Here is a 22,158-nt window from a genome sequence, read left to right as displayed (position 1 = left end):
TATTTTCCATTTTACCCGTCTATGCGTTGACGCGTTTCTGCATCTACGTTTTCACGTGGTTACGTACTTATTGTATCACACTTTTGCCGCACCACGCATCTGCGCATCTACGTATTTCCAAAGCGACGCGATCTCGCCGGCGGCCTTGCCGTTGGGGTTCCACTCAACGGGCGCTCGACCGGATCCGGCGGCGGTCACCCAATCCGAGCGCTCGTAAATCGTCGGCCCGACTGAATACGCCGCCGCCAAAACGCCATGTACGTGCCCGACCACCGCACGCCGCGGGTCCGCCCGAGCGATAACGTAGGCGAACGACACTCGGCCCTGGACGTGTTTCAGGATGATGTTCGACGCCTCGACGTCTAGCGGGCTAGCCCCGACCGGCAGCAAGACGAAGTCGACCTGGCGGACAAGCCCCCGGACGTCGAGGCTCGCGCGCGGCGGCCCGTCGATCAGAACCACGTCATAAGCCCGCACGTCTGCGTCTCTCAGTGCATCGCTCACCGATCCGGACGACACCTCCGCGATGGCCGGGTAATCCCCCGAGCGTTTGGCGATTAGGCTTGTCAGCGACCGCTGCGTGTCGTCAGCATCCAGCAGCAGGACCGAGGCCCCGGCGCGTGCGGCCTCCACGCCCAGGGCGAACGTAAGTGTGGTTTTGCCGGTGCCGCCCTTGGTCTGCGTAATCAAGCAACTGCGCATTTACGTATTTCCGTTTTTCTGTGGATGGCGATCCGCGTCTCTACGTATACGCGGAGTTGGGCAGATTCGGAAAGCAAGAAGCCATGATGGACAGGCATAGGCACGTATTTGCCATTCCACGTAACTACGTATCTACGGTTCACAAGTGCGCCGCTGTGGTCGGAACTTCGGGCGGGAGTACAACCGAAAACGGAGGGCGTTCAGTCGCGGTCTACGATGCGGCGGGGTTTGCGCCCTTCGCGCGCGGCCCGCTCGATCTCGACGATCCGGTTCTTGAGCTGCGTGTAGAGACCTGGCGGGAGCTTACCGTAAACGACCGTGTCTCGGCCGGGCACGGGACGCAAATCATACCCTGGCCAAGTGAAGCGGTTGAGCTCGTCGGCGCGCAACCAGCTCGTCGCGTCGTCCAACCCGAGCTGTCGTTTTACATCAGCGGTTAATTCGATCGCGGCCGCGGAATCGTCCGGCGGCGAGTGTGTGATCGGCGCGACGATCACCTGGGTTCGGTCGTCTTTCGGGATGGCGACGACTACGGCCGCAGGCCGGTCCTTGCGGGCTTCTTCCCGGCCGTCATCTGCTTCATCGCGCCATAGGAAGGCGTAGCGGATGACCAGACCGGCGGTGGGGCGTTCCGGGATGTCCAACGCTCAGGTGTCGTACGTGGCGTCCTGGATCGCCTCGAAAACATCGTTGGGAAGCTCGCCGACCACGAGGTTCTGGCGTTCGCGTTCCTTCAGCCGGCGATATTCCTCGAGTTGCCGGGCCGACAGGAAACCGCCGACCGTACGGCCATGGTTCGTCACCCGGACCACTATACCTTCGGTCGCCTTGTCCCGGTATCGCCCGAAGTTGCGGGCGAACTCGGATGCCTTCACAATCGTTTCGGCCATAATACCCTCCTGTTTCTTTACACAGGTTACGCACTCTGCGCATTTTCTGCAAGCGGCGAGCGTCACACCTCCAAGGCCGCCTGTTGTCATCCTTGAACTCGCACAGCGCATCGCCGAGCTGTTTTTGAGGATCCGGCCGGCGGCCCGCTTGCGCTCGTAGCGCCGCCGCGCGGCCGTCGCCTTCCGGTCAGCGCGCCGCCACCGCCGCCACCACCTACAGCGGAGGCATTGAGCCAATCGCGCAACTCTGACGAAAACATCGCCCCTTCAAGTCCGGCCGAGGCGGCGGAAGATGTCTACATGCCGGTCCATGTAACTTCCGCGTCCGGCGTTACCCCGACGTCGGTCCCCGCTAGGTTGGGGAAATGCGCCCCGCACGGGTCACTGGCGCCTGACCAGCGCGAGCAATACGCGAACTCGCGCAGCACGTCTGGCATCGCCGCGTCCTTACCGTCCCGGGCGACATCGCACGGGTACGTGAGGGGCGTCAGCGCCTCGGATATCGAGATCTCCGTCATCGCGGGCACGCGTGCTAGGATTGGGGTATGCCCCCTGGCCGAGAGCCGTGGCTCTGGGTGCGCACCGTAGTCGTGCCGCTGGCCATCGTCATCGCCGCAGCGTTCGCCATGACGGCCGTCGTGGGGTTCGCGTACGCGTCACTCAGTCTGGTGATCGGCTGGTCAAAGGTCCTAGCGTCCTCGTTTTGCTGGCGATAAAAGTCCGCCCCTATGGTGCCTTGCTCTGGTGCGGCGCACGCGTGGACCGTGAAAGCGCCCGCCTCGCCGCTGAGATAGCCAGAATACCGGTCGACGACCTCAGCGACGGAGAGGCGCGACAAAATTCCCATAAAAGCGGGGCAGGGCAGAGAAGCCTTTAATCATGACGGGGTCCTGGGTCACGGCATCGCGGCGCGAGTCGAGTTCACGCCCGATCCGGGTCTGAGCCGATCCAGCCCTAAGGAGGCCGCAGCACCGTAAAATGCCCCCAATTCGTCAGGTTTGGCGCCTTCCGTCCGACCGACCGTTCGCCACTGAGGCCCGACTGTTATCCGGCGCTGTCAGGCCGGTGGCACGGCAATGTGCAACAAGCTTCCAACACGTGGACTTTGGTCACCATGCCGCATATCGCCCCGTGACCAGAGTCCACAACCATATCTGGTGCTGAAACATGGCCGAACGGCTCCGCAAACGCCACGTTTCGATATCTATCGGTGACCAAAGTCCACGTCCTGGTACGCGACCCGGCGATGCGCGTGGTGACCAGAGTCCACGCCCAGCGCCGGGCTAAGAGGTTTTCTGGACGAGGACCTGGCGTTTGGCGATCGGCGGGCGGCTCGGATAGAGTCGCATACCGTAATCCGTGAGTTCGATGTTCGCATCGAGGTAAACCGCGGTCGCCATTTTCACCGCCGGCTCGAATTTGCGCCGGAAATCCTGAAGACGGGCGTAACCCTGGCCGAACTGTTGCTGCAGCGCCTTCCAGCTGACGTTGACCGGTTTGCTGAGCGCGTGCAGCCGGTAGGCGAGCCAGATATACGCGTCGATCGCCATCGATTTGTTCGTAAGGTGCGAAAGGGCTTCTTCCGAAAGCGGGACCGGATGTCGGGTCAGCTCGTCGAAGAACATTTCCCCTAGCACCACGGTATCGTCCCACAACCGGGGCTGCCGCGGATCGTAGGCCTCGTCGAACAGGAGGCCGCGTTGCACAAAGCCGCTCTTGTCGGAAACCGATTTCTGGCCATCGTACCAAGTGAAGGTGACGTGGCAACTGGCGATGCGCCGGGCTTGCTCCTTTACACTCTTATAGGTCTTGCCACCGCGGGAGATATTCATCTTGTTGAGCCAGGCGTACATCGAGGAGCCAAGCTCGACCTCGCGGGAGCCGGTGCGTAACGCCTCGCTCTGAAGGTAGATCAGGATCAACCGCGCGATTGGGCCGAACGGCACGCCCATCATCGTTGTCGTGCCCTGCGCGTCCGTAGACGGGCCCGGCATGATCATCAGCTTCACGCCATGGCCGGTTTTGCACCAGGTGGTTTCGTGACCGGTGGTCTGGTCGGTCGGCAGGCGCGTATGCGGCAAACCGGTTAGGGCGAAACCGCTGTAGGTCACGCCCATGCGCTCCTGTTCGGCCGTCATCATGGAAATAGCCGCGTCGACGACCGACGGATCGTACAGCAGCTTCGCCGTCTCCCGGCCCTCTTGTTCGATCAGATCGTGGATCTGCCCCATGTCCCGGTAGCCCCCGGCATCTCAACCTCACCTTGCTAAGCAAAGTTACCGGTTCGGATCACAAGATGTCGACGTGGACTCTGGTCACTGAAGCTAATTGTAGGAATCTAATTGTTACCTAATAGCGTGTGTGACCAGAGTCCACGGGACGACTCCGGAATCGGTGACCAGAGTCCACGGATCGGGGTGACCCGAGTCCACGGTATAAACGGTCCGGCCTGTGGATAACTTATCGAGGCGTTCCCCGTCGGCGCCCAGTGACCAGAGTCCACGTCCCCGAGTCGCGGCTGGGGGACGCCCTGACATCGTGGGGACGAAGAGCTGACGGGGCTGGACCCGTTGATCGAGCCAACCGCAACGGCCACTCAAGCCTCACCCTGCGCGTAGGCCCGCAACCAGCACAGCGTGTTGACCAGGCGCAGCTGATCGACGGTCGCGCAGGGCAGGTCGAGCAGACGCGGGCTGGCGACCGTGACCGCCAGACAGCGGGCCCGCGAGACGGCGACGTTCAGCCGGTTGCGGCTGTACAGGAACTCGACGTGCCGCGGCAGGTCTTCCGGTCCGGACGTGGCCATCGAGACGATGACGACCTCGGCCTCCTGGCCCTGGAAGCGATCGACCGTGCCGACGTGGGCGCCCGCGGGCAGCGCCCGCTCCAACGCGTTGACCTGCATGTTGTAGGGCGCGACTACCCGGATGTCGTCGAGCCCGAGCGGACGTTCCCGGCCGTCCGACGCGCGCACACGCTGTTCGAGCAGGCTGGCGACGAGGCGCCGGACGAAGGCGACCTCGGCGTCGCTGCGTTGCCCGCAGCCCTCGTGGTCGGCGTCGACGAACGCGATGCCGGCGGGCTTGAGCGCCGGATCGGCCGCGTCGTTCAGGACCAGCCGCTGCGCCTGCAGGTCCGGATGCGCGACGAGACGGCCGTCGTAGACGGCGTCCGAGACGAAGGCGCAGATGTCCGGGTGCAGCCGGCGTGTGGTCGCCAGGAAGAGCCCGCGCTCGGGCGGGATCGTGGCGTGGTCGCGCATCAGGTAGTCCAGGGTCGAGAGACCGGCCTCGCCGGGATGGCTGCCCTGGGTGGGCTGGGGCAGCTGCATCTGGTCGCCGACCAGGATCAGGTTGCGCGCGGCCGTGCCCGCGGCGACCAGGTGACCGAGCGAGACCTGACCGGCCTCGTCGACGACCAGGACGTCCCGGCTCTGATCGAACGCCTCGCGCGCGAAGAGCCACGCCGTCCCGGCGATCAGGTCCGCGTCCGGCGGGACCGCCCCGTTGTCGTAGACGCTCTCGACGAACGGCCCGTCGTAGGCGCTGCTCGCGCTGCCCGCCTTCTTGACGCCGTGGAAGCGCACCCCCGCGGCCCGGGCCGCCGCCTCGACGGCGGCCAGCAGGTTGTCGATCGCCTTGTGGGCGTTCGAGGTGATACCGACCCGCCGGCCGTCGCGCAGGAGCGCGACGATCGCCCGGGCCGCGGTGAAGGTCTTGCCCGTGCCCGGCGGGCCCTGGATGACGAGATAGCTGTCCGAAAGGGCCGGGGCGATCTGCTGAGCGGCGGCCACGGGATCGGCGCCGTCGTCGAGCGGCGTCCCGGGTGCGTACCCGTCGACGCGGGGCAGGGCGCGCGCCAGCACGTCTTCCAGGGCCCGGTAACGGCCGTCGCCGGCGGCGAGGGACGTCCCGAAGCGCCCGACGGCGTTTTCCAGGGACGTCTTGCGGATGGGCCGGCCCGGGATCAGCGACAGCCGGTCGGGCGGCGCGCCCTGATTCCGGGAGCGCTTCAGCTTCAGCCGGCCGGCGTCCTCGTCGAGATCCAGGATCTCGCCGGCGTCCTGCAGGTCCTCGGCGATCATGATCTGATTGGCGCCGGCCCGGAGCTTCGTCTCCTGGCGCGGGAAGCTGAAGGTGTAGGCGTGGGACCGCTTGACCGGCTCCGGCGGGACGGCCGGATCCCGGACGAGGTCGGCGAGACACTCGGGGTCCTCGATGAGATTGTCGGTGGGCGTGTTCGCCCGCTCGAACATCGCCCACCAGACTGGCTTGTCCTCGCGGCGATGGAAGTCGAGGAGATGCCCGGCGAGCTCACGCACCGCGTCGTCGAGGTGGGTGGCGTTGGCCCGGATCCCGGCCGCCAGGGCGTCCCGCTCGGCCTCGCGCTCGCTCTGCTCGGCGCCGCGCGCCGCGGCGTCGTCCTCGGCCGCGCGGTCGTTTGCCCAGGCGGCGCCGGCCGGCATCAGGCCGACGAGCCAGTCGCGCAGTTCCCGGGTGGAGACGCAGTCGCGCTCGTTGTAATCGGCGATCTGCTGCAGAAGCGTGTCGTCGCCCTCCTGCCGCCAGCGCTCGTACCAGACGATGCTGTCGCCCGCGGTCTCGACCTCCGCGTCCCGCTTGCTCGCGTAGAAGGCTTCCAGGTTCTTCAGGGAGTAGCCGGGCTCGGAGACCATGATCGCCTCCCGGACGACCCGGTAGAGGTCGACCAGCTTGCCCCGGCGCAGCAGATCGTCGACCTCGGCCTCGCGCGTGCCGTGGGCGGTGGAGAGCCGCCGGAGGGCCGCCGTCTCGTAAGGCGCGTAGTGGTAGATGTGCGCGTCCGGGTAAGCGTCCAGCATCGCCGTCATGGCGTCGACGGTCGCCTCGAAGGCCTGGCGTTCCTGGGCGCGGTCGTGCGCCCAGAAGGGCCGGAAGCGCGGCCCGTCGGCTTCGTCGTACAGGCCGAAGAGGTACTCCAGCCCGTCCGGGTAGAGGGGATCGCCCTCGATGTCGAAGAAGACGTCACCGGGGCTGGGGCGCGGCAGCCGCTCGAAGCCCCGGCCGGGGGCCGCGTCCAGGAGCTGGTGGACGGTCGCGCCGGCTTCGCGGCCGCGGACCTGGAGGGCGGCCTGGGTGCGCAGGCGGGCGAACGTGCCGTCGGCCATGCCGGGCACGCGCGCGCTCTCGTCCTGGGCGGCGAGGGCGGCCACCGTGTCGATCCCGGCCGTCCGGAGCTTGGCGATCTGGCCGCGGCGGATGTCGGCGACCTGGGTCAGGTGGTCCCGGTCGACCCACTCGGCCCGGCAGCGCTCGCGCCAGGGGCACAGGGGACACGCTGGCATCGGCTCCGGATGCGAGTCCGCCGGCGGATCGGCCAGATAGGCCTCGAAGCGTTCCCGGGCCCGCCGCCAGTAGTACGCCACGTCGGCGAAGCGCAGCGTCTCCCAGCTGCCGTCGCCCAGGACCAGGTGCATGTCGCGCGGCGTCACGCCCTGCTCGGCGGCGAGCAGATCGGCGTAGCAGGCGAGCTGGACGGCGTGACGCGCGGACGCGTGTTTGGCGAGCTTGGTGTCCACGGGCTCGTAGGCGAAGCCGCCGGGCGCGTCGGGCGCCTCAACGCGCCACAGGAAGTCCGCATGGCCGTGCCAGGGCGGTTGCAGGAGGGTGGCCTGGAAGATGACCTGCACGCCGCTCTGCAGGGCTTCACGGGTTGCCTGCGCGCGCTCCTCCAGGGCGGTGTCCGCCGGGATCTCCGTGACGGTGTAGCGGGCCTTCAGGTCGTCGAGAAAGGCCCGCTCGTGGGCGTGCCCGTGGTCCTGGATGAGCGCCATCTGCGGATCGTCGGCCGCGCGCTCAAGCGGTGCGTCCAGGGCCTTGAGATCGAGCCAGGTCGCGTGCGGGCAGCCCAGGAAGCGGAGCAGGTCCGAGGGGGCGCAGAGAAGGTTGCCGTGGTGGCGGTGCATGCGGCTTCCAGATCAACGTTTTCACATGAACACGGCTGGCATGACCGTAATCGTACAACCGCAGACTAAAGCCACTAAAGGCTGCATCCCCGCGCCCGCGGGGAACACGACCAGGTCACGCGCACGCGCCTGCTCGACTACGGTTCATCCCCGCGCTCGCGGGGAACACTAGCGCCCGCTGTCCTGCACGCTGACGCTGACCGGTTCATCCCCGCGCCCGCGGGGAACACCCCACCGACACCTGGACGGATCTCTGGGAGGGCGGTTCATCCCCGCGCCCGCGGGGAACACCGCGTCCTGCATATTGCCCAACTCGGCGTTGACGGTTCATCCCCGCGCCCGCGGGGAACACGGCCGCAAGGCGGTCGAGGCCCGGGAGTACCGCGGTTCATCCCCGCGCCCGCGGGGAACACGTCCGGCAGCGCCGAGACGTCGAGCGTCGTGTCGGTTCATCCCCGCGCCCGCGGGGAACACTACGACCTGCCGCTGGCCTCGACGCCGGATCTCGGTTCATCCCCGCGCCCGCGGGGAACACCCGGTGATCGAGGTGCGGCCGACGGTGCTGAACGGTTCATCCCCGCGCCCGCGGGGAACACCCGACCCAGCCGAAGAGCACGCAGACGAGGAACGGTTCATCCCCGCGCCCGCGGGGAACACAATCATAAACGCCAATATCGCCGCGTTGATCGCGGTTCATCCCCGCGCCCGCGGGGAACACTTCACGGCGTTGCCTTCAAAGAAGTCCAACCCCGGTTCATCCCCGCGCCCGCGGGGAACACAATCATAAACGCCAATATCGCCGCGTTGATCGCGGTTCATCCCCGCGCCCGCGGGGAACACATCCGATCATCGAAGGCGCGGCGCCAACGCGGCGGTTCATCCCCGCGCCCGCGGGGAACACGACCAGCAACCAGACGGTGACGAGGACGACGGCGGTTCATCCCCGCGCCCGCGGGGAACACGATCTTCGGGATCATGCTCTTGATCGTCTTGGCGGTTCATCCCCGCGCCCGCGGGGAACACGTGCCGGTAAACGCCGCTCCGAAATCGACGGCCGGTTCATCCCCGCGCCCGCGGGGAACACGCCGTGATGGCTGAGAAGGCAACGCCAGAGGTCGGTTCATCCCCGCGCCCGCGGGGAACACCCCAAGCGAGGAAGTGCGTGCTCACCTCGCGCCGGTTCATCCCCGCGCCCGCGGGGAACACGGACAATCGGCTACGGCACCACTCAAGGTGTACGGTTCATCCCCGCGCCCGCGGGGAACACAGCAGCCGCCACCACCAGGGTTTACCCGTCTGCGGTTCATCCCCGCGCCCGCGGGGAACACCGTGTTGCGGCTCATGGCAGGATTTCCAGCTGCGGTTCATCCCCGCGCCCGCGGGGAACACGTATTGGCGCGCAAGCTCTTGGTTCGCCGTGTCGGTTCATCCCCGCGCCCGCGGGGAACACCGCGCTGGTGCCCGCGTTTTTCGTCTGATCGGCGGTTCATCCCCGCGCCCGCGGGGAACACGGCGATCTAGCAGCGCATGCAGCCAACGCCGGCGGTTCATCCCCGCGCCCGCGGGGAACACGAGGCGCACTTTCGGCAGGAATACTACTGCGACGGTTCATCCCCGCGCCCGCGGGGAACACGACTACAGCACCGTGCTAGCCAACGTTACGGACGGTTCATCCCCGCGCCCGCGGGGAACACCGGTGGAGAAAGGCAACCCGGAGATCAAGCAGCGGTTCATCCCCGCGCCCGCGGGGAACACGTGACTTGACTGACAGATGCGATCTGCCCGGACGGTTCATCCCCGCGCCCGCGGGGAACACTGCTCCGGCTTATACTCGCGGCCGGGCGCGTACGGTTCATCCCCGCGCCCGCGGGGAACACCAAAGGAATGTGAAGCTGGCGCTCACCTGTACCGGTTCATCCCCGCGCCCGCGGGGAACACTGCCCACGATCCAACCCAGGAGCGAGAACGACCGGTTCATCCCCGCGCCCGCGGGGAACACCCAAGGGGATACGGTTTTGCAGTTTTCCTAATCGGTTCATCCCCGCGCCCGCGGGGAACACCACCGCGTTCGCTATTATGTAATAGCCATGACCGGTTCATCCCCGCGCCCGCGGGGAACACCCGAACAACCTCGCGAACTCGTCGCGGACGTCCGGTTCATCCCCGCGCCCGCGGGGAACACCACGCTACCACCCGACACGGCCACGACGCGCTCGGTTCATCCCCGCGCCCGCGGGGAACACGAAGTATCGGCCGGGCTCCAGGGACGATGTTTCGGTTCATCCCCGCGCCCGCGGGGAACACCGCGAACGCCGCGACCTGATTGCCTGCCGTGTCGGTTCATCCCCGCGCCCGCGGGGAACACCATCAGGTCGAGCGGGTCGCTAACCCCCTGCGCGGTTCATCCCCGCGCCCGCGGGGAACACCGGCGGTCAGGTGCGGGTTATCACTTGCGGGGCGGTTCATCCCCGCGCCCGCGGGGAACACCAGCGCGCCCTTCGGTAGCCCTGCTCCCGCAACGGTTCATCCCCGCGCCCGCGGGGAACACAACCGAAATCGGTGTTACAGGCACCGAGCACACGGTTCATCCCCGCGCCCGCGGGGAACACTGCTCCTGTATCTTCCTGATACTACTGACTTAATCCGCTTGCCGCTACACCACCAGCACTATCAGGTTCGCTGGCGGCATCGTTTTCGGGATGAAACGCGATCAACGTCAGACCATCCCAATCCTCTGGGCGGCGACGGTTGGCTCCGGCGGTCCGTACTGCAAACCCGTCCTCCGCCTTCGCGTCCGGGGTCACGATAACAGCATCGCCCTCGCCAAGGTTGTCGATAACGGTCTGCCACAACCGTTCGCGGTTACGCTTCGAGAGGCGACCAACGTACACACCTGCGCGCACTTCCAAAAGCCAGAGGGCCAGTCGGCCACGCAGAGCGGGCGGTACGTTAGCCACTACGATGACCAGCATCGCCTTCACCTTCCGCATCGTCGAATGCAACGGGCTGCGCTTCCGCTTGGACGGGTGGTGGCGGCGCGCCTTCCACGGTCAGCACGTCCTCAACCAGGGGGACCAACCGCTTCATAAGCCGCTGTTCCCGGAACATATCACGACACGCAAGCCGGGTCTCTTGCTCGGGGTTATCCGGTTTCCTTGCGGCAACCTTGAAAGCGGCGGGAACCACCGTTTCGAACTTCACGATATCGGCCACATCAAACACGAACGACCGGGGCTTACCCGTGTGCAGAAAACCGATCGCGGGCGCGTATCCGGCCGCGAGGATGGCCGCTTCACACAAGCCGTACAGCGAAGCCGTGGCCGCACTCAGGCACAGGTTCGGCAGATCACCAGCCTTACCGGTCTTGGGATCGTAGTTGCGGCGCCGCCAGGTGACGCCGGCCTCATTGGCGAGATGTTGGTAAAGACGTTTAACCCGGGCGGCTTCCAGGCCCCGCAACTGGTCCAGGCTGCGCCGTGAAGGCGGTTCTTCGTCGAACCGCAGCTTATACATCTTGCGTACGACCTTGAGGCGCAGGCCGTCGTCGAGCGCCAGTCGCGCCTGATGCAGCAACCGGTCGGACCGCGCGCCGCCCGGCTGACCGGCGGCGTAGAGCCGCACGCCGCCCTCGCCGGACCAAATCAGCAACGTGCCCGTCCGCGCGGCCAGCTTCACCGCCTCATGGGTGATCCGGGTCCCAGGTTCGAGGAAGATGGTCGTGACGTTGCCAACCGGGATCTGCCGACGCACCTCGTCTTCAGCGACTGCCACGAAGGCCCCGTCCAGTACGTCCAACCGGCAGCGCCGAACTGTAGCGAACGACAGGCGGTCCTTGATCGCCATGGGCAGGGCAGGCTCCAGGCCTGGACCCTGGGTGAAACTGACGCTTTCATCCTGTCGGTCGCCGTCGGCCATGGCGACGACCTCACGCCCGCGCCATCAGCATCAGACCGCAGCCGTAGGCTTTGCCCTTGCCGATGCCGGCGGGCAGCGCCTCGATCAGGCGCTGGGGGTCGGTCACCTCGGCCAATCCGGTCAGGTCCAGCAAGCTGAGGGTGAACCGCTTGCCCCCGGGCTTCCGGATGGTCTCGGTGCGGTACGCTTCGGCCTCCAGCGCCTGCGCATCGAATTCGAGGCCAAGGGCGGATGCCCGCCGGTCGAGCCAGGCGCAGCCGACGTCGCGGGCGATCTCCAGGCGGTCGGGCACCGTCTCCCCGGCGGCCTCGGCCGCCTTCCGGCGGGCGTCAAAGGCGTCGTAGACCGCGTCGATCCGGGCGTTGCCGGCCTGCTTGACCGGGTTCACGCGCAAGCTGAAGCGCAGGCGATCGCCGGGGTAAAGCTTTGGGACGAACGGCTTGTGCCAGACCTCCCACAGTCGCCGGGCGTCTTCGGTGGGCGGGCGCGGCGCGTAAGCGGTCACCACGGGCCGACCTGCGTCTTCGTCCATGCGGAAGACGAAGTCGCGGTCCCGCTCGGGACCGTCGGAGAACAGCGTCCACACCAAGTCGTGGCGCTTGCCGGGGGCAAGCGCGTTATCGGCCACGAGCTTGACCAGGGCGCCGTCGGACCCGACGGCATCCCGGCGCAGGCGGGCGCGGATCATGTAGGTCATGGCCCTCACCCCTCCCTTGATGGCGCTTCCGGGTTGGCAAGCGTGCGGCTCACCTCTTCGCGCGACGCGAAGCGGCGCAGGACCCGGGACAACGGCTGATCGGCCACTTGACGCCGCGACGTGCCGGCGGCGTCCGGGTCGGGGGCGCCTGGAAAGCCGGGCTCCCAGGCAAGCGTCACCGGATGCCTGGCCAAGCGCGCGGCCAGTTGGCGCAGTCCGCCTGGGACCGGGCGGACGCACAACCCGGCGGGCACCGCCGGGTAGGCGGCGAGTTGCGCTTCCCACTCCTGCTCCGGCAGAACGACAGGGTCCGGCGGCAGCGCCGGCGGACAATCCCGCCGGCCGAGGTAGAGCTCGAACGCCGGCGCCCGCAATGCGTCGGCCAGTGCGTCCGGGGGCGGGGCGGCGCCGTCCTGCTTCGGCGCGGCGAAGACCCGCCATAAGCCGTCTTGCAGGTAACTGCGCCGGGTGATCATGGTATGCACTTTGGCCCCGGTTTCGAGTGCGTGCTTGCGGCTGACGAAGCCGTTCTTTCGCTGGGCCCGATTGGGTTCCACCGTCTGCACAGTGCGGTAATCGCGCAGCGGCTGGCGGGTACCCTGGGCCGCAACGGCGAAGCGGTAGCCGGCGGCAAGGTCGCGTTGCGCGGCCTCGTCGGTCCGTTGCAAACCGAGCGCGGCGGCCAGCAGCCCGACGATGTGACTGCGTCCGGGATGGCCGGCCGTAGGCCGCTCGGTCTCGCCGGCCTCCCCGGTGCCCCACGCGGCGAGGGGGGCGTACAGGCGAAAGGCAAGCACACTCATGTCCCCTGCGTCTCCGTCGGCGCGCCCTGCGTGTGGGCGATGCAATCGCTCAGTGTGCCGATACCTTGGGACACGTTCAGGGTGACGGCGGCAGGGCCGTCGCCGTAGGCCTGGTCGAACCCTTCCGCCGTCCCTTCCAGCGCCTTGATCGCGCGGCTCAACAGGGTTTCGTCCTGCCCTGTCCGGGGCGGGGCGACGGGTGACAGAAAGGCGGCGGCTAAGCTGCGCGGCGTGCTGGCGCCGCGTTCGATGCGCAGATAGCTTGCCCGGGCCCGGCTACCGAACGGGGCGCGCTTACCGATGGGGGCGACCGTCGCTACACCCCGTAAAAAGCCGGCCAGCGCCTGATCGGCCAACGCCCGATCGCCGTCGAGATTACGCGTCAACAGGTCCTTGTTGACGTTGGCGTAGCCGTAGAACAGCCCGGACAGGAAACCCTGCTCGCCGATGAAAGCCGAGCCCGCGTCCTCGCTGCGGTCGTTCAGGTCGTCGACGGCGACGTAGTAGTCGATCTCCGTGTCCGCCCGGTCCACGGTAAACGGGTGGGCGACCTCGGCGGCGGCGTTCATGCGCATTTCCGGGCGATCGGCGAACATCCGGCCGAACAGTGCGATGTCGGTGGCGGTGACGGCCCCCTGGATCAGGTGCCGAGCCTCTTTCTCCGCCTCGTCCGCCGGGAGGTCGCCAGCTGCGTACCGACGGGCCACGTCGATCGCGCCGTGGACTTCCTGCGGATCGATAAAGGCGAGCTGCTCGATCTCGGTGGGCGCATCGGCGTTTTCCGGCTTGATGCGGCCGAACATGGCGGCCACGCTCCGGGCCGCCTCGACCGCCGTCTCCTCCGCGATATCCTCTTCGACGAGTTTGTTGCGGATGACCGTGCCCAGCATCTGGGTGCGTTGACCGACCCGGTCCTCGACCGTGCCGCGGAATTCGTCGGAGGTGCGTACGGCGCGTTTCAACGCCGCGGAGGAGATGCGGCCGCGCGGCATGCCGCCGAAGGTCATGGTCTTGGGTCGCCCTGTGTCGTCGCGAACCAGGCAGGACGCGGGATAGGCGGTCAGGAAATGGATCTGCACGAAGTCGGTCATGGCGGGTCGTTTTCCCTGGATTGCGGCCGGCACAGCTCAGGCGTCGGCGGGTAGAGAAGCCGTGTCGTCGTCGGGTTCGGTGGTGGTGGGCGTGCCGCTGCGGTGCGGGCCTGTCGCCGCAAAGGCGAAGTAGGCGAAACTCAGCGTCCGCCGGGTGGTTTCATCCCAGTGCGCGAGCGCCTGGGCCAGTTCCGGCAGGTTGACCCCGTTGCCGGCGAATACCGGCAACAGCCGGCGCCAACGCGCGAGCGCAGGGTCTGGATCGTCGGTCGCGAGCAGAGACCGCAGGCGCAGCGGAGTGACCGTCGCATCCTCGACCCGACCGTCGGCGATCCGGCCCTCTGGCCCCAGCATTTGCAGGGCCAGCGGCGTTGCGGTGTCGATCTGGGCACCGCGCCCCCCAAGGCTCGCTGCGGTGATGGCAACGCGGGCCAGCGCGGCGACAACCTCCTGGTCTCGCAACGCTGCGGTACGGGACGACTCGTCCGGGTAGAGATACTGAAACACGGCGGCGAAACCGGGCAGGAACAGGGCGTCCCCGGGATCCTGACACCGTTTCAGTTGCGCACGCAGGGCTCGATCGGGCGCGGACCGCTTGTTCGGATCGTCCGGCTCGCCGGTCAGGGTACGGTGCCAGGAGAGCAGGCGGTGGCCTGCATCGGGGATGTTTCGGTTCGCCCGGTCCAGCCTCCAGGCGAAACGCGGCGGTCGGACGGTTGTGCTCATGCGCTCTCGGCCTCCAGGAGCTGCGGGTCGATGCCGGCGTCGGCGGTCTTCGAGGTGCGGCGGTTCAAGCGCACCCGCGCGCGGCTGATGTCGAGCGCGCGCTCCGCCGTCAGCTGCGGGGCACACAATTCGTCGAAAATGTTAAGGACAGTCGTGCGCAGCGTTCGGTGCTGAAAACGATGCCGGGCCCGCTGCCGGTCCGGGCCAGCGAGGGTGCCAGCAACATCCGCGCTCTTGGTGAGCGCGTCCGCCAGGTCCGCGACGTAGGTCTGGAAATCGGTCTCTGTGCGCTGCCAGAAGGTAATCTGGTGTTCCCGGCCCCAATCCCGCGGCATGTCACCGGCGTGGCCGGGTCCGTGCAGCGCCTCGATCAGGTAAAAGCGCAGGGCATTGGCCAGCTCGTCGCCGACGCCGACAATCTGGCTGAGGTGCTCCTCGAACAGCCGGACGTCACCGGAGTCCTGGGCCGGAAACGCGCGGAAGGTGAAGGGCAGGTCGACCACGCTGGCGACGGTTGCGTTGTCGCAGCGCAGGCCGAATGCGCGCACACGAACGATCGGCATGCCGCCTACTTCTTTCAGGCGTCGGTCACGCCAGGCCCGTACCACGGCCGCCGCGACGGGACCGGGCTCTCCGGCGCTGCCGACGTCGGCGAAAAGCCCCCAGCGTTCGCGCCAGGCCGCGCCCAAGGTCAGGGTGGCGCCCAATTTCGGGAACGGGGTGACCACGCCCTTTTGCTTGCGCTGCACATAGGGGGTCAGCGGGTGACGCCAGCCGGTGCTGTCATACTCAGGCCCGTTCGCCTTCTGTCGGATGGCAGTGATCAGCGGTACATCCGTCTCACCCGTCACCCCGCACGCGCGCTCCGGGTCGGCTGCCTCCGGCTCGGCCAAGAGGATGCGCCGCGGACAGGCGAAATAGACGTGTTCCGGCGGCGTGTTCGCCGCGGTGCGCGTCCCGTGGACGTGACTGCGCCATGGCAGCGGGTCGAGCCTGTCGCCGCCCGGCGTGCCGAGTTCCCGAAACGCGTTTTGCGGCAGGAGGTTCGCCAGAACGGTTGCATAGAGCGTGTCCCGAAGGACCCAGGTCCGCAGCGGTCCGCCGCCGGCCAATGAGGTACGTGTGCCGCGCCCGCCCGCCGGACTGTGGGCCTGGATAAAGGCGAGGGCGAGCATGGCGATCTCCGGCCGCATGGCGGAAATCTCGCTGATCAGGATGTCCTGGTTGCGCTTGCGCGTCTGTTCGCCGGGCGAGGTCGGCAGCAGACGTCCGACCGGCGACGGCGTTTCCGCTTCGACCGTGGTGTCCTGAAACGCCGGCGTATTGCCGTAAAGGTCGAAGCCGTCGGCGTGAGCGGCAAACGCGTGCGAAAGTTCGGACATGGATGGCGGCGAACCCGCCAAAAGCCGCAGGACGTCGCGTTCGCTCGCCGGCGCGAGGGCGTACTGGAACAGCGCGATCATGAGCTCGGTCGCAAAAGCGTCCAGTACGGGGAGGCCAGTCGCAAAGGCGATTGGCCGTTGGTCGCCCTCGGCCGCGAGCTCCGCAGGCGCAATGTAAGCGATCTGACCGTCTGCTTGCTGCGTCCGGAGGTAGCGTGAAGTAAGGAAATTGTACGTCACGGACGATTCCTATTACCTTGGTCTAAACTGCGTACCAGCGTTTTAAGCAGGGGTCAACCCCTTACAAACCCCACTTCACATCATCCGTAGACGCTCGGACGGTTATCCTGAGACCGGGCAAAATAATCCCCGCGGTGGCGGGGAACGAACCGAATCCTACGACGGCAACGCCGCTTCACATCGGGTCATCTCCGTTGCCGGGCGAATAACTACGGAGAACGTCCAACCGTCCTAGCTTGTGGGACGCACCGTATGCAAATCGATCTGAAGCCACTGATAACCGGCTACTGGGCCAAAGCCCGGGCACCTCAAGGGGCCGCGCAGCGTTGGCACCCCTTCCTCTGGCACAGCTTCGACGTCGCGGCCTGCGCGGAAGCCTTGCTGCTGCAGCATGAGGTTTTGGCCGCGCGCATCCGCGCCCTGGCCGGCCGTACGGATGTCATCGCTTTGGTAACTGCGCTCGCCCTGATACATGACCTGGGCAAGCTCTCCCGTTTCCAGGAGCAGGCCCCGGAAGACGTACGCACGACGACGGGGCAGACGCATACGCGTCGTCGGCTCGCGCAATCGGTACGCCACACCGATACCGGTCTGATCCTGTGGTCGGAATACCTGCGCGAGCGGCTGCCGCTGGACTTCGATACCCGGTATGTCCTGGACCGCCTGTTGCCGGGGGTGTTCGGTCATCATGGCGTGCCGGCCTTCGACCACGGATCAACCTCGGCCCGCTCTATCCTCGAGGGCGAGACGACCCCTGACGACCGTGCCGCCGCCGAGACCCTCGCGACTTATGCGCTTGACCGCTTCGTTGCGAACCAGGATACGCTGACCGCCCCGCTCGCCCGGCTTTCCGATGACCAGGCCGGACGGCTGTCGTTCCTGCTGGCGGCCACCGTCAACCTCGCTGACTGGCTGGGGTCGAACACCGAGCGATTCCCGTATACGTCACCGACCCACACACCAGAGGCGTACTGGCGCGATTTCGCCCGGCCGCAGGCCGCGAAGGCTGTCGCCGCATCGGGTGTCATACCCGCCCAGCCGACGGATGCCACATCCTTCGTCGATCTCTTTCCCGCGCGCAGTCCGCGGCCGCTGCAAGCCCTCGCAGACACGCTGCGTCTACCGTCGAATCAAGGTCTGATCATGGTCGAGGACGTGACCGGCAGCGGCAAGACGGAAGCGGCCGATGTCCTGGCCGCGCGCATGGCCCGGGCCGGTCTCGGCCGCGGCGTTTATATCGCCTTGCCCACCACCGCCACGGCCGACGGAATGGCCAAACGACATGCGGCCATGTACGACCGCTTGTTCGAGACCGGAGCATCGCCAAGCCTGACCCTAGTTCACAGTGGTCCGGGCTCTGCCGGTGTGCTGGACGCGGGTGTCGACGAGGCGCGTATCTGGATGGGGGGCGACCGCCGCCGCCAGCTGATGGCCGACGTCGCGGTCGGGACCGTGGATCAAGCGCTTCTGGCGGCCCTGCCGGCGCGCTTCGCCAGTGCGCGCCTGTTCGGTCTGGCGCCCAAGGTGCTCGTTGTCGATGAAGTGCACGCGCACGACGATTACACAGGGCGCTTGCTATGCGGGCTGATCCGCTTGCACGCCGCGCTCGGCGGCAGCGCTATTCTGTTGAGCGCAACCTTGACCGCCGACCTTAAACAACAACTCGCGGCCGCGTTCGCGGATGGGGCGGGGTGGTCGGAACCCGATTCCGCACATATCGCGACATCGTCTTATCCGGCGGTCACGGTTGTCGACAGCCAAGAGACGCGCGTCGTTCCCGTGGATGCGCCGACTGGCGCTCACCGCGCGATCCCAGTTGCCGTAACCGAGGATATGGATGCGGCTAGATCGCATCTGCTTGCGGCGGCGCGTGCGGGATTTTGCGCACTGTGGATGCGCAATACGGTCGATGACGCGATCGCGGCCTACGAAGATTTAGCCGCCGAACACGATGACGTGACGCTGCTGCATGCGCGGTTCCCGGCTGCCCGGCGGGCCGAGATCGAGGATGACGTTATCCGGCGCTTCGGGCCCGTGTCCGACAGCGCCACACGGGCCGGAGCGATCGTGGTTGGAACCCAGGTGCTCGAGCAGTCCCTGGATCTCGACTTCGACGCAATGGTCTGCGACCTGAAGCCGATGGACTCCTTGATCCAGTCAGCCGGACGGTTGCAGAGGCACGCCCGTGACGCGGACGGAACACCCCGGGACGATGGGGGGGCGACGCACGTCACCCGGCGACCTTATGGGTGTACGGCCCAACGTTCGACCCAGTTCCGTCAAAAGACTGGTACAAGCACGTGCTCGGCCGTGCCGCCTTCGTCTATCCCCAGATCGGCTGGCTCTGGCGTACCGCCGAGCAGTTGCATCTTCGCGGTGAAATCCGATCGCCCGAGAAGTTGCGCGATCTTGTCGAGGCCGCGCTTCCCGCCGACGATCCGGATCTGCCTTACGGCATTGCCGCTGCTGCGGACGACGCTCTAGCCGAAGCGATGATGGCCCGGAGCCTTGCTGCCGGTAAACTTTTGACGCCGTCAGCGGGTTACACGCGCGAAGAGGGGCAGTGGCCCGACGATGTCCGAATTCCGACCCGTCTTGGGGACAGCGTCGAACTCTGTCTGGTGCACGTGGGCGCCGCAGGTGAGTTTCAACCCTGGGACGGAAAGACTGTCGAAAGCGGCTTTCTCAGGGTACCAGCACATCGGTTAAGGGTGATCGTCGACGCCCTCGAAAACGATGAACGGGCCATTGCGATGAAGGAGCGTTACCCTGGCCTAAAGTACCGCGTTATATTGCCTCTCCATGAATCCGAAAAGGGGCATTACAAGCTTACGATGACATCCGACAAAGAAACGGAGATTACCTATACGCCACAACGCGGCCTTCTCATAAACACGCATGGATAAAGAGATTGCTATTACCATACGGTGCTCGACGAAAAGAGCTCGGATGCAACAGAATTGGTAAGTCTGTTTCAGCCACGCCCGCGGGCATGGTAGGATTCCCAGGACGTTAGACGAGGTGCCCCGGCCTGCCGGGGCCTTTTTCGGGCCCGGAGTGAAACAAATGTCGGATGTTACGTTGCAAAACGATGCCGCCGATCTGATCCGCATCGAGAGCACCAGCAACAAGCACCGTTTCTACCGCTGCGCCATCTGGCCCGGGTTGTTCGGTGACGTCTCCCTGGTCCGGGAATGGGGCCGGATCGGTCAGCCCGGGCAAATGCGGCTCGACGCCCAGCCGGACACCCCGGCCGCCCGCGGCAAGATGCACGATTTTGTCCGCCGGAAGGAGCGCAAGGGCTACCGGCGGATCGCATGACGGGGGAGGGGGCCCGGAACGTTCCGACGACCGTGGGATCCGGATGCGTCGACCCGGGTGCAGGACAGTGACGCGATGACGCTGTACCTCGACACCGAAACGACCGGTTTGCGGCCGCCGCACGACGACCTTGTCGAGGTCGCTCTGATCGATGCCCGCGGCGAGCGCCTGATCGACGAGGTCTGCCGCCCGGCCGAGCGGTGGATGCGGCGCGGTTGGCCCGAGGCCCAGGCGATCCATGGCATCGCGCCCGAATACGTCGCCGATGCCCGCCCGGCCGACGCCGTGCGCGCCGACGTGGCCGACCTCGTCGGCGGCGAGGATCTCGTGATCTACAACGCCCGCTTCGATCTGGGGTTCTTCGGAAGTCAGCTGCCGATCGCTTCCGCGCACTGCGCCATGCTCGCGGCCGAGCGGTTCTTTGCCTGGTACAAATGGCCGAAGCTGATCGAGGCCGCGGGCTGGATCGGCTACGACTGGGACGCCGCCGGCATCCCGCCGCACCGGGCCGCCGGCGATGCGCTCGCGGCCCGGGCGGTCTGGCAGCACATGTGCGCCCGCGGCTGGCCCGGCGGGCCGCACGTCGCGGGGCCAGGGGCATGACCGCCGAGGGTCTGCAGCTCTACGACGCTCAGGGCCGGCGCAAGTACATGACTGCGGACGAGCGCGCGCGCTTCCTGGCGGCCGCCGAGCAGGCGCCGCGGGAGACCCGCACCTTCTGCCTCACGCTTTGTTACACCGGATGTCGGATCAGTGAGGCCCTCGCGGTCACCGCCGACCGCGTCGACCTGGACGCCGGTGTGGTGATCTTCGAGAGCCTGAAGCAGCGCCGGACGGGGCGCTACCGGGCCGTGCCCGTGCCGCCGGCCGTGCTCGACGCCCTCGATCTGGTCCATGATCTGAAAGCTCTGCAGCGGCGTGCCTGGACCCGGAAAACGCGGCTCTGGCCGTGGAGCCGGCCGACGGCCTGGCGGCGCGTCGCCGGCGTCATGCGGCAAGCCCGCCTGGCCGGACCGCAGGCGACCCCGACCGGGCTGCGGCACGGCTTCGGCGTGCAGGCGATCACGAAGGGCATCCCGCTGAACATGGTCCAGAAGTGGCTGGGTCACGCCCAGCTCAGCACCACCGCGATCTACGCGGACGCCGTCGGGACCGAAGAGCAGGAGATCGCAAGCCGGATGTGGTAGGAGACGCCTATGACGGACGATGAGCTGGTCGAGCCGACCGGGGACTTCAAAGAGCTGACCGCGTTCCTGGATAGCGACGAAGCGCCCGCGGATTGGATGCCGGCGGCGGTGCTGGATGGTTATTTGTTTGGCATCGCCGTCAGCCCGACCCGGATCAATCCGAGCGAATGGATGCCGATGATCTGGGGCGACGCCCCGTTCGAGTCCGAGCAGCAGGGCCAATGGGTGCTCGCCGCCGTCATGGCCCGCTTGAACGAGATCAACCAGTTCGTTCGCCTGGGCGCTTGCCAGTAGCCAGGGGCCAGCAGCGGCCGACACTCGCGATTTCAGGCCCGTGCATGTGTCAGGATTTTTTACATCGCCTACCGTGTAGAGCGACATTCTGTATCGTCAGCCTTACAAATGCCGACAAGGCGGGTCCAAGGATCCCTTGATTCCAGAAGGTTATTGCTGTGGCATAGTTCCTGCAGGTTTTGGCTAGCACCCTCAAGAGCACGGAGTTAATCACCATGAAGCGCACCGTCGCGAGCGTCTGCGCCGGCACAATCCTTTTGTTTGGCAATTCCATGTCAGCAAACGCGGCCGAATTGTATAATGATTTTTACAATCATTTCAATTCGGCATCGAGCCTGGAAAAGGATGGGCAGAACCCGCCAGACGATATCGGTAGCTGGGCCTATGCCGCTAATAGCGCTGATGCGTTCGGCGGGGTCATCGGCTTCGATCAGCGGGCACGGATCGACACGTTTTCGGTGATCATGTCGAACTGGGACGGCTGGGACCCGACTGGTAACACTAATGGCACTGCAACCTCGGGATATCAGACAGACCTGACGCTAGAGCTCTACGAGGTTGATCGCAGCGGCACTAATCCCGCGCCGGGCACGCAGCTTGCGGGAGACACCGAAACACATGACATCGCCGCCCGACAGATTCCCGCGACTGCGAATGCAAGTTTCGTCGGCAACGGCACCGATTTCGTCGTCGACTGGGATCTCGACAACCTTCTTGTCGGTGACGAACTTTTATTCATGGTGCGCATTGACGAACTTCTTCCCGGCAACACGGTTGTGAATTCTGGCGTAAACTCGCTAAACATCGCAGCAGCGGCGACCGGAACACCACCGGATGTTACGGCCGGTATCGATACGGACAACGGCGTCTATTGGCGCAGCGACGCGACCGGAGGAGATATCGCACGCTTTGAGGCCGGCCAGGTCTTAGCTCGGGCATCGGGCACACCGATCCCAAATCCCGCGA

General features: G+C 66.5%; 19 protein-coding genes and 1 CRISPR repeat array. Of the genes, 7 read left to right on the top strand and 12 right to left on the bottom strand.

What is annotated here, in order from left to right; all coding sequences use genetic code 11:
- Positions 1-75: 75 nt before the first annotated feature.
- The 12 genes from CKO28_RS16190 to casA all read right to left on the bottom strand — a co-directional run bounded on the left by CKO28_RS16190 (position 76) and on the right by casA (position 16,390).
- Complete coding sequence (locus tag CKO28_RS16190; RefSeq protein WP_207168843.1) at positions 76-702, bottom strand: AAA family ATPase; 627 nt, start codon at positions 700-702, stop codon at positions 76-78.
- Positions 703-902: 200 nt separating this feature from the next.
- Complete coding sequence (locus tag CKO28_RS16185) at positions 903-1,346, bottom strand: type II toxin-antitoxin system PemK/MazF family toxin (protein WP_200341845.1); 444 nt, start codon at positions 1,344-1,346, stop codon at positions 903-905.
- Positions 1,347-1,349: 3 nt separating this feature from the next.
- A complete protein-coding gene (locus CKO28_RS16180; RefSeq protein WP_200341844.1) occupies positions 1,350-1,592 on the bottom strand; it encodes a type II toxin-antitoxin system Phd/YefM family antitoxin in 243 nt (80 codons plus the stop codon).
- Positions 1,593-2,875: 1,283 nt separating this feature from the next.
- Complete coding sequence (locus tag CKO28_RS16175) at positions 2,876-3,823, bottom strand: replication protein RepA (RefSeq protein ID WP_200341843.1); 948 nt, start codon at positions 3,821-3,823, stop codon at positions 2,876-2,878.
- 365 nt (positions 3,824-4,188) lie between these two features.
- Positions 4,189-7,536 (bottom strand): TM0106 family RecB-like putative nuclease, encoded by a 3,348-nt coding sequence (locus CKO28_RS16170; protein ID WP_200341842.1) that lies wholly within the window; start codon positions 7,534-7,536, stop codon positions 4,189-4,191.
- A 79-nt stretch (positions 7,537-7,615) separates the two neighbouring features.
- Positions 7,616-10,145: direct repeats of the CRISPR family, unit length 29 nt; unit sequence CGGTTCATCCCCGCGCCCGCGGGGAACAC.
- 21 nt (positions 10,146-10,166) lie between these two features.
- Positions 10,167-10,508 carry a type I-E CRISPR-associated endoribonuclease Cas2e gene (gene cas2e, locus CKO28_RS16165; RefSeq protein WP_200341841.1) on the bottom strand — a complete coding sequence of 114 codons (342 nt, stop codon included), beginning with the start codon at positions 10,506-10,508 and terminating at the stop codon, positions 10,167-10,169.
- The gene (gene cas1e / locus CKO28_RS16160; RefSeq protein ID WP_200341840.1) at positions 10,486-11,451 is read right to left on the bottom strand and encodes a type I-E CRISPR-associated endonuclease Cas1e; all 966 of its coding nucleotides are present in this window, start codon (positions 11,449-11,451) and stop codon (positions 10,486-10,488) included. The genes cas2e and cas1e overlap by 23 nt, the downstream gene beginning before the upstream one ends.
- Before the next feature lie 10 nt (positions 11,452-11,461).
- Complete coding sequence (cas6e, locus tag CKO28_RS16155) at positions 11,462-12,148, bottom strand: type I-E CRISPR-associated protein Cas6/Cse3/CasE (protein WP_200341839.1); 687 nt, start codon at positions 12,146-12,148, stop codon at positions 11,462-11,464.
- A gap of 5 nt (positions 12,149-12,153) precedes the next feature.
- Entirely contained in the window at positions 12,154-12,951 is a 798-nt protein-coding gene (gene cas5e, locus CKO28_RS16150) for a type I-E CRISPR-associated protein Cas5/CasD (RefSeq protein ID WP_200341838.1), read from the bottom strand.
- Positions 12,948-14,042, bottom strand: coding sequence for a type I-E CRISPR-associated protein Cas7/Cse4/CasC (gene cas7e, locus CKO28_RS16145; protein WP_200341837.1), 1,095 nt, complete (start codon positions 14,040-14,042; stop codon positions 12,948-12,950). The genes cas5e and cas7e overlap by 4 nt, the downstream gene beginning before the upstream one ends.
- Before the next feature lie 36 nt (positions 14,043-14,078).
- Entirely contained in the window at positions 14,079-14,768 is a 690-nt protein-coding gene (gene casB / locus CKO28_RS16140) for a type I-E CRISPR-associated protein Cse2/CasB (RefSeq protein WP_200341836.1), read from the bottom strand.
- Entirely contained in the window at positions 14,765-16,390 is a 1,626-nt protein-coding gene (gene casA / locus CKO28_RS16135; protein WP_200341835.1) for a type I-E CRISPR-associated protein Cse1/CasA, read from the bottom strand. The genes casB and casA overlap by 4 nt, the downstream gene beginning before the upstream one ends.
- Positions 16,391-16,642: 252 nt before the next feature.
- Here casA and cas3 point away from each other — a divergent pair, with 252 nt between their 5' ends.
- From cas3 to CKO28_RS16100, 7 genes are all read left to right on the top strand, one after another.
- Positions 16,643-18,874, top strand: a complete 2,232-nt coding sequence (cas3, locus tag CKO28_RS16130) for a CRISPR-associated helicase Cas3' (RefSeq protein WP_200341834.1) — start codon at positions 16,643-16,645, stop codon at positions 18,872-18,874.
- Positions 18,790-19,296, top strand: coding sequence for a hypothetical protein (locus tag CKO28_RS16125; protein ID WP_200341833.1), 507 nt, complete (start codon positions 18,790-18,792; stop codon positions 19,294-19,296). The genes cas3 and CKO28_RS16125 overlap by 85 nt, the downstream gene beginning before the upstream one ends.
- Positions 19,297-19,456: 160 nt before the next feature.
- Complete coding sequence (locus CKO28_RS16120) at positions 19,457-19,711, top strand: WGR domain-containing protein (RefSeq protein WP_200341832.1); 255 nt, start codon at positions 19,457-19,459, stop codon at positions 19,709-19,711.
- A gap of 75 nt (positions 19,712-19,786) precedes the next feature.
- Positions 19,787-20,314: a 3'-5' exonuclease gene (locus tag CKO28_RS16115; RefSeq protein WP_200341831.1), complete on the top strand. Its 528-nt coding sequence runs from the start codon at positions 19,787-19,789 to the stop codon at positions 20,312-20,314.
- Positions 20,311-20,898: a tyrosine-type recombinase/integrase gene (locus tag CKO28_RS16110; RefSeq protein ID WP_200341830.1), complete on the top strand. Its 588-nt coding sequence runs from the start codon at positions 20,311-20,313 to the stop codon at positions 20,896-20,898. The genes CKO28_RS16115 and CKO28_RS16110 overlap by 4 nt, the downstream gene beginning before the upstream one ends.
- Before the next feature lie 9 nt (positions 20,899-20,907).
- Positions 20,908-21,192, top strand: a complete 285-nt coding sequence (locus CKO28_RS16105) for a YecA/YgfB family protein (RefSeq protein WP_200341829.1) — start codon at positions 20,908-20,910, stop codon at positions 21,190-21,192.
- 215 nt (positions 21,193-21,407) lie between these two features.
- Positions 21,408-22,158, top strand: a 751-nt coding sequence (locus tag CKO28_RS16100; RefSeq protein WP_200341828.1) for a hypothetical protein, incomplete at its 3' end; no start/stop codon positions are given.

The sequence above is a fragment of the Rhodovibrio sodomensis genome (assembly GCF_016583645.1).
In the GTDB taxonomy this organism is placed as follows: Bacteria; Pseudomonadota; Alphaproteobacteria; order Kiloniellales; family Rhodovibrionaceae; genus Rhodovibrio; species Rhodovibrio sodomensis.
The sequence above is the reverse complement of the archived record's forward strand: the minus strand, read 5'-3'. Positions and strand labels throughout refer to the sequence as shown.

What these genes read in the sequence shown, in the direction of transcription:
- CKO28_RS16190 (WP_207168843.1), bottom strand. Translation starts at nt 702, where the DNA reads ATGCGCAGTTGCTTGATTACGCAGACCAAGGGCGGCACCGGCAAAACC.
- CKO28_RS16180 (WP_200341844.1), bottom strand. Translation starts at nt 1,592, where the DNA reads ATGGCCGAAACGATTGTGAAGGCATCCGAGTTCGCCCGCAACTTCGGG.
- CKO28_RS16175 (WP_200341843.1), bottom strand. Translation starts at nt 3,823, where the DNA reads ATGGGGCAGATCCACGATCTGATCGAACAAGAGGGCCGGGAGACGGCG.
- CKO28_RS16170 (WP_200341842.1), bottom strand. Translation starts at nt 7,536, where the DNA reads ATGCACCGCCACCACGGCAACCTTCTCTGCGCCCCCTCGGACCTGCTC.
- cas2e (WP_200341841.1), bottom strand. Translation starts at nt 10,508, where the DNA reads ATGCTGGTCATCGTAGTGGCTAACGTACCGCCCGCTCTGCGTGGCCGA.
- cas1e (WP_200341840.1), bottom strand. Translation starts at nt 11,451, where the DNA reads ATGGCCGACGGCGACCGACAGGATGAAAGCGTCAGTTTCACCCAGGGT.
- cas6e (WP_200341839.1), bottom strand. Translation starts at nt 12,148, where the DNA reads ATGACCTACATGATCCGCGCCCGCCTGCGCCGGGATGCCGTCGGGTCC.
- cas5e (WP_200341838.1), bottom strand. Translation starts at nt 12,951, where the DNA reads ATGAGTGTGCTTGCCTTTCGCCTGTACGCCCCCCTCGCCGCGTGGGGC.
- cas7e (WP_200341837.1), bottom strand. Translation starts at nt 14,042, where the DNA reads ATGACCGACTTCGTGCAGATCCATTTCCTGACCGCCTATCCCGCGTCC.
- casB (WP_200341836.1), bottom strand. Translation starts at nt 14,768, where the DNA reads ATGAGCACAACCGTCCGACCGCCGCGTTTCGCCTGGAGGCTGGACCGG.
- cas3 (WP_200341834.1), top strand. Translation starts at nt 16,643, where the DNA reads ATGCAAATCGATCTGAAGCCACTGATAACCGGCTACTGGGCCAAAGCC.
- CKO28_RS16120 (WP_200341832.1), top strand. Translation starts at nt 19,457, where the DNA reads ATGTCGGATGTTACGTTGCAAAACGATGCCGCCGATCTGATCCGCATC.
- CKO28_RS16115 (WP_200341831.1), top strand. Translation starts at nt 19,787, where the DNA reads ATGACGCTGTACCTCGACACCGAAACGACCGGTTTGCGGCCGCCGCAC.
- CKO28_RS16110 (WP_200341830.1), top strand. Translation starts at nt 20,311, where the DNA reads ATGACCGCCGAGGGTCTGCAGCTCTACGACGCTCAGGGCCGGCGCAAG.
- CKO28_RS16105 (WP_200341829.1), top strand. Translation starts at nt 20,908, where the DNA reads ATGACGGACGATGAGCTGGTCGAGCCGACCGGGGACTTCAAAGAGCTG.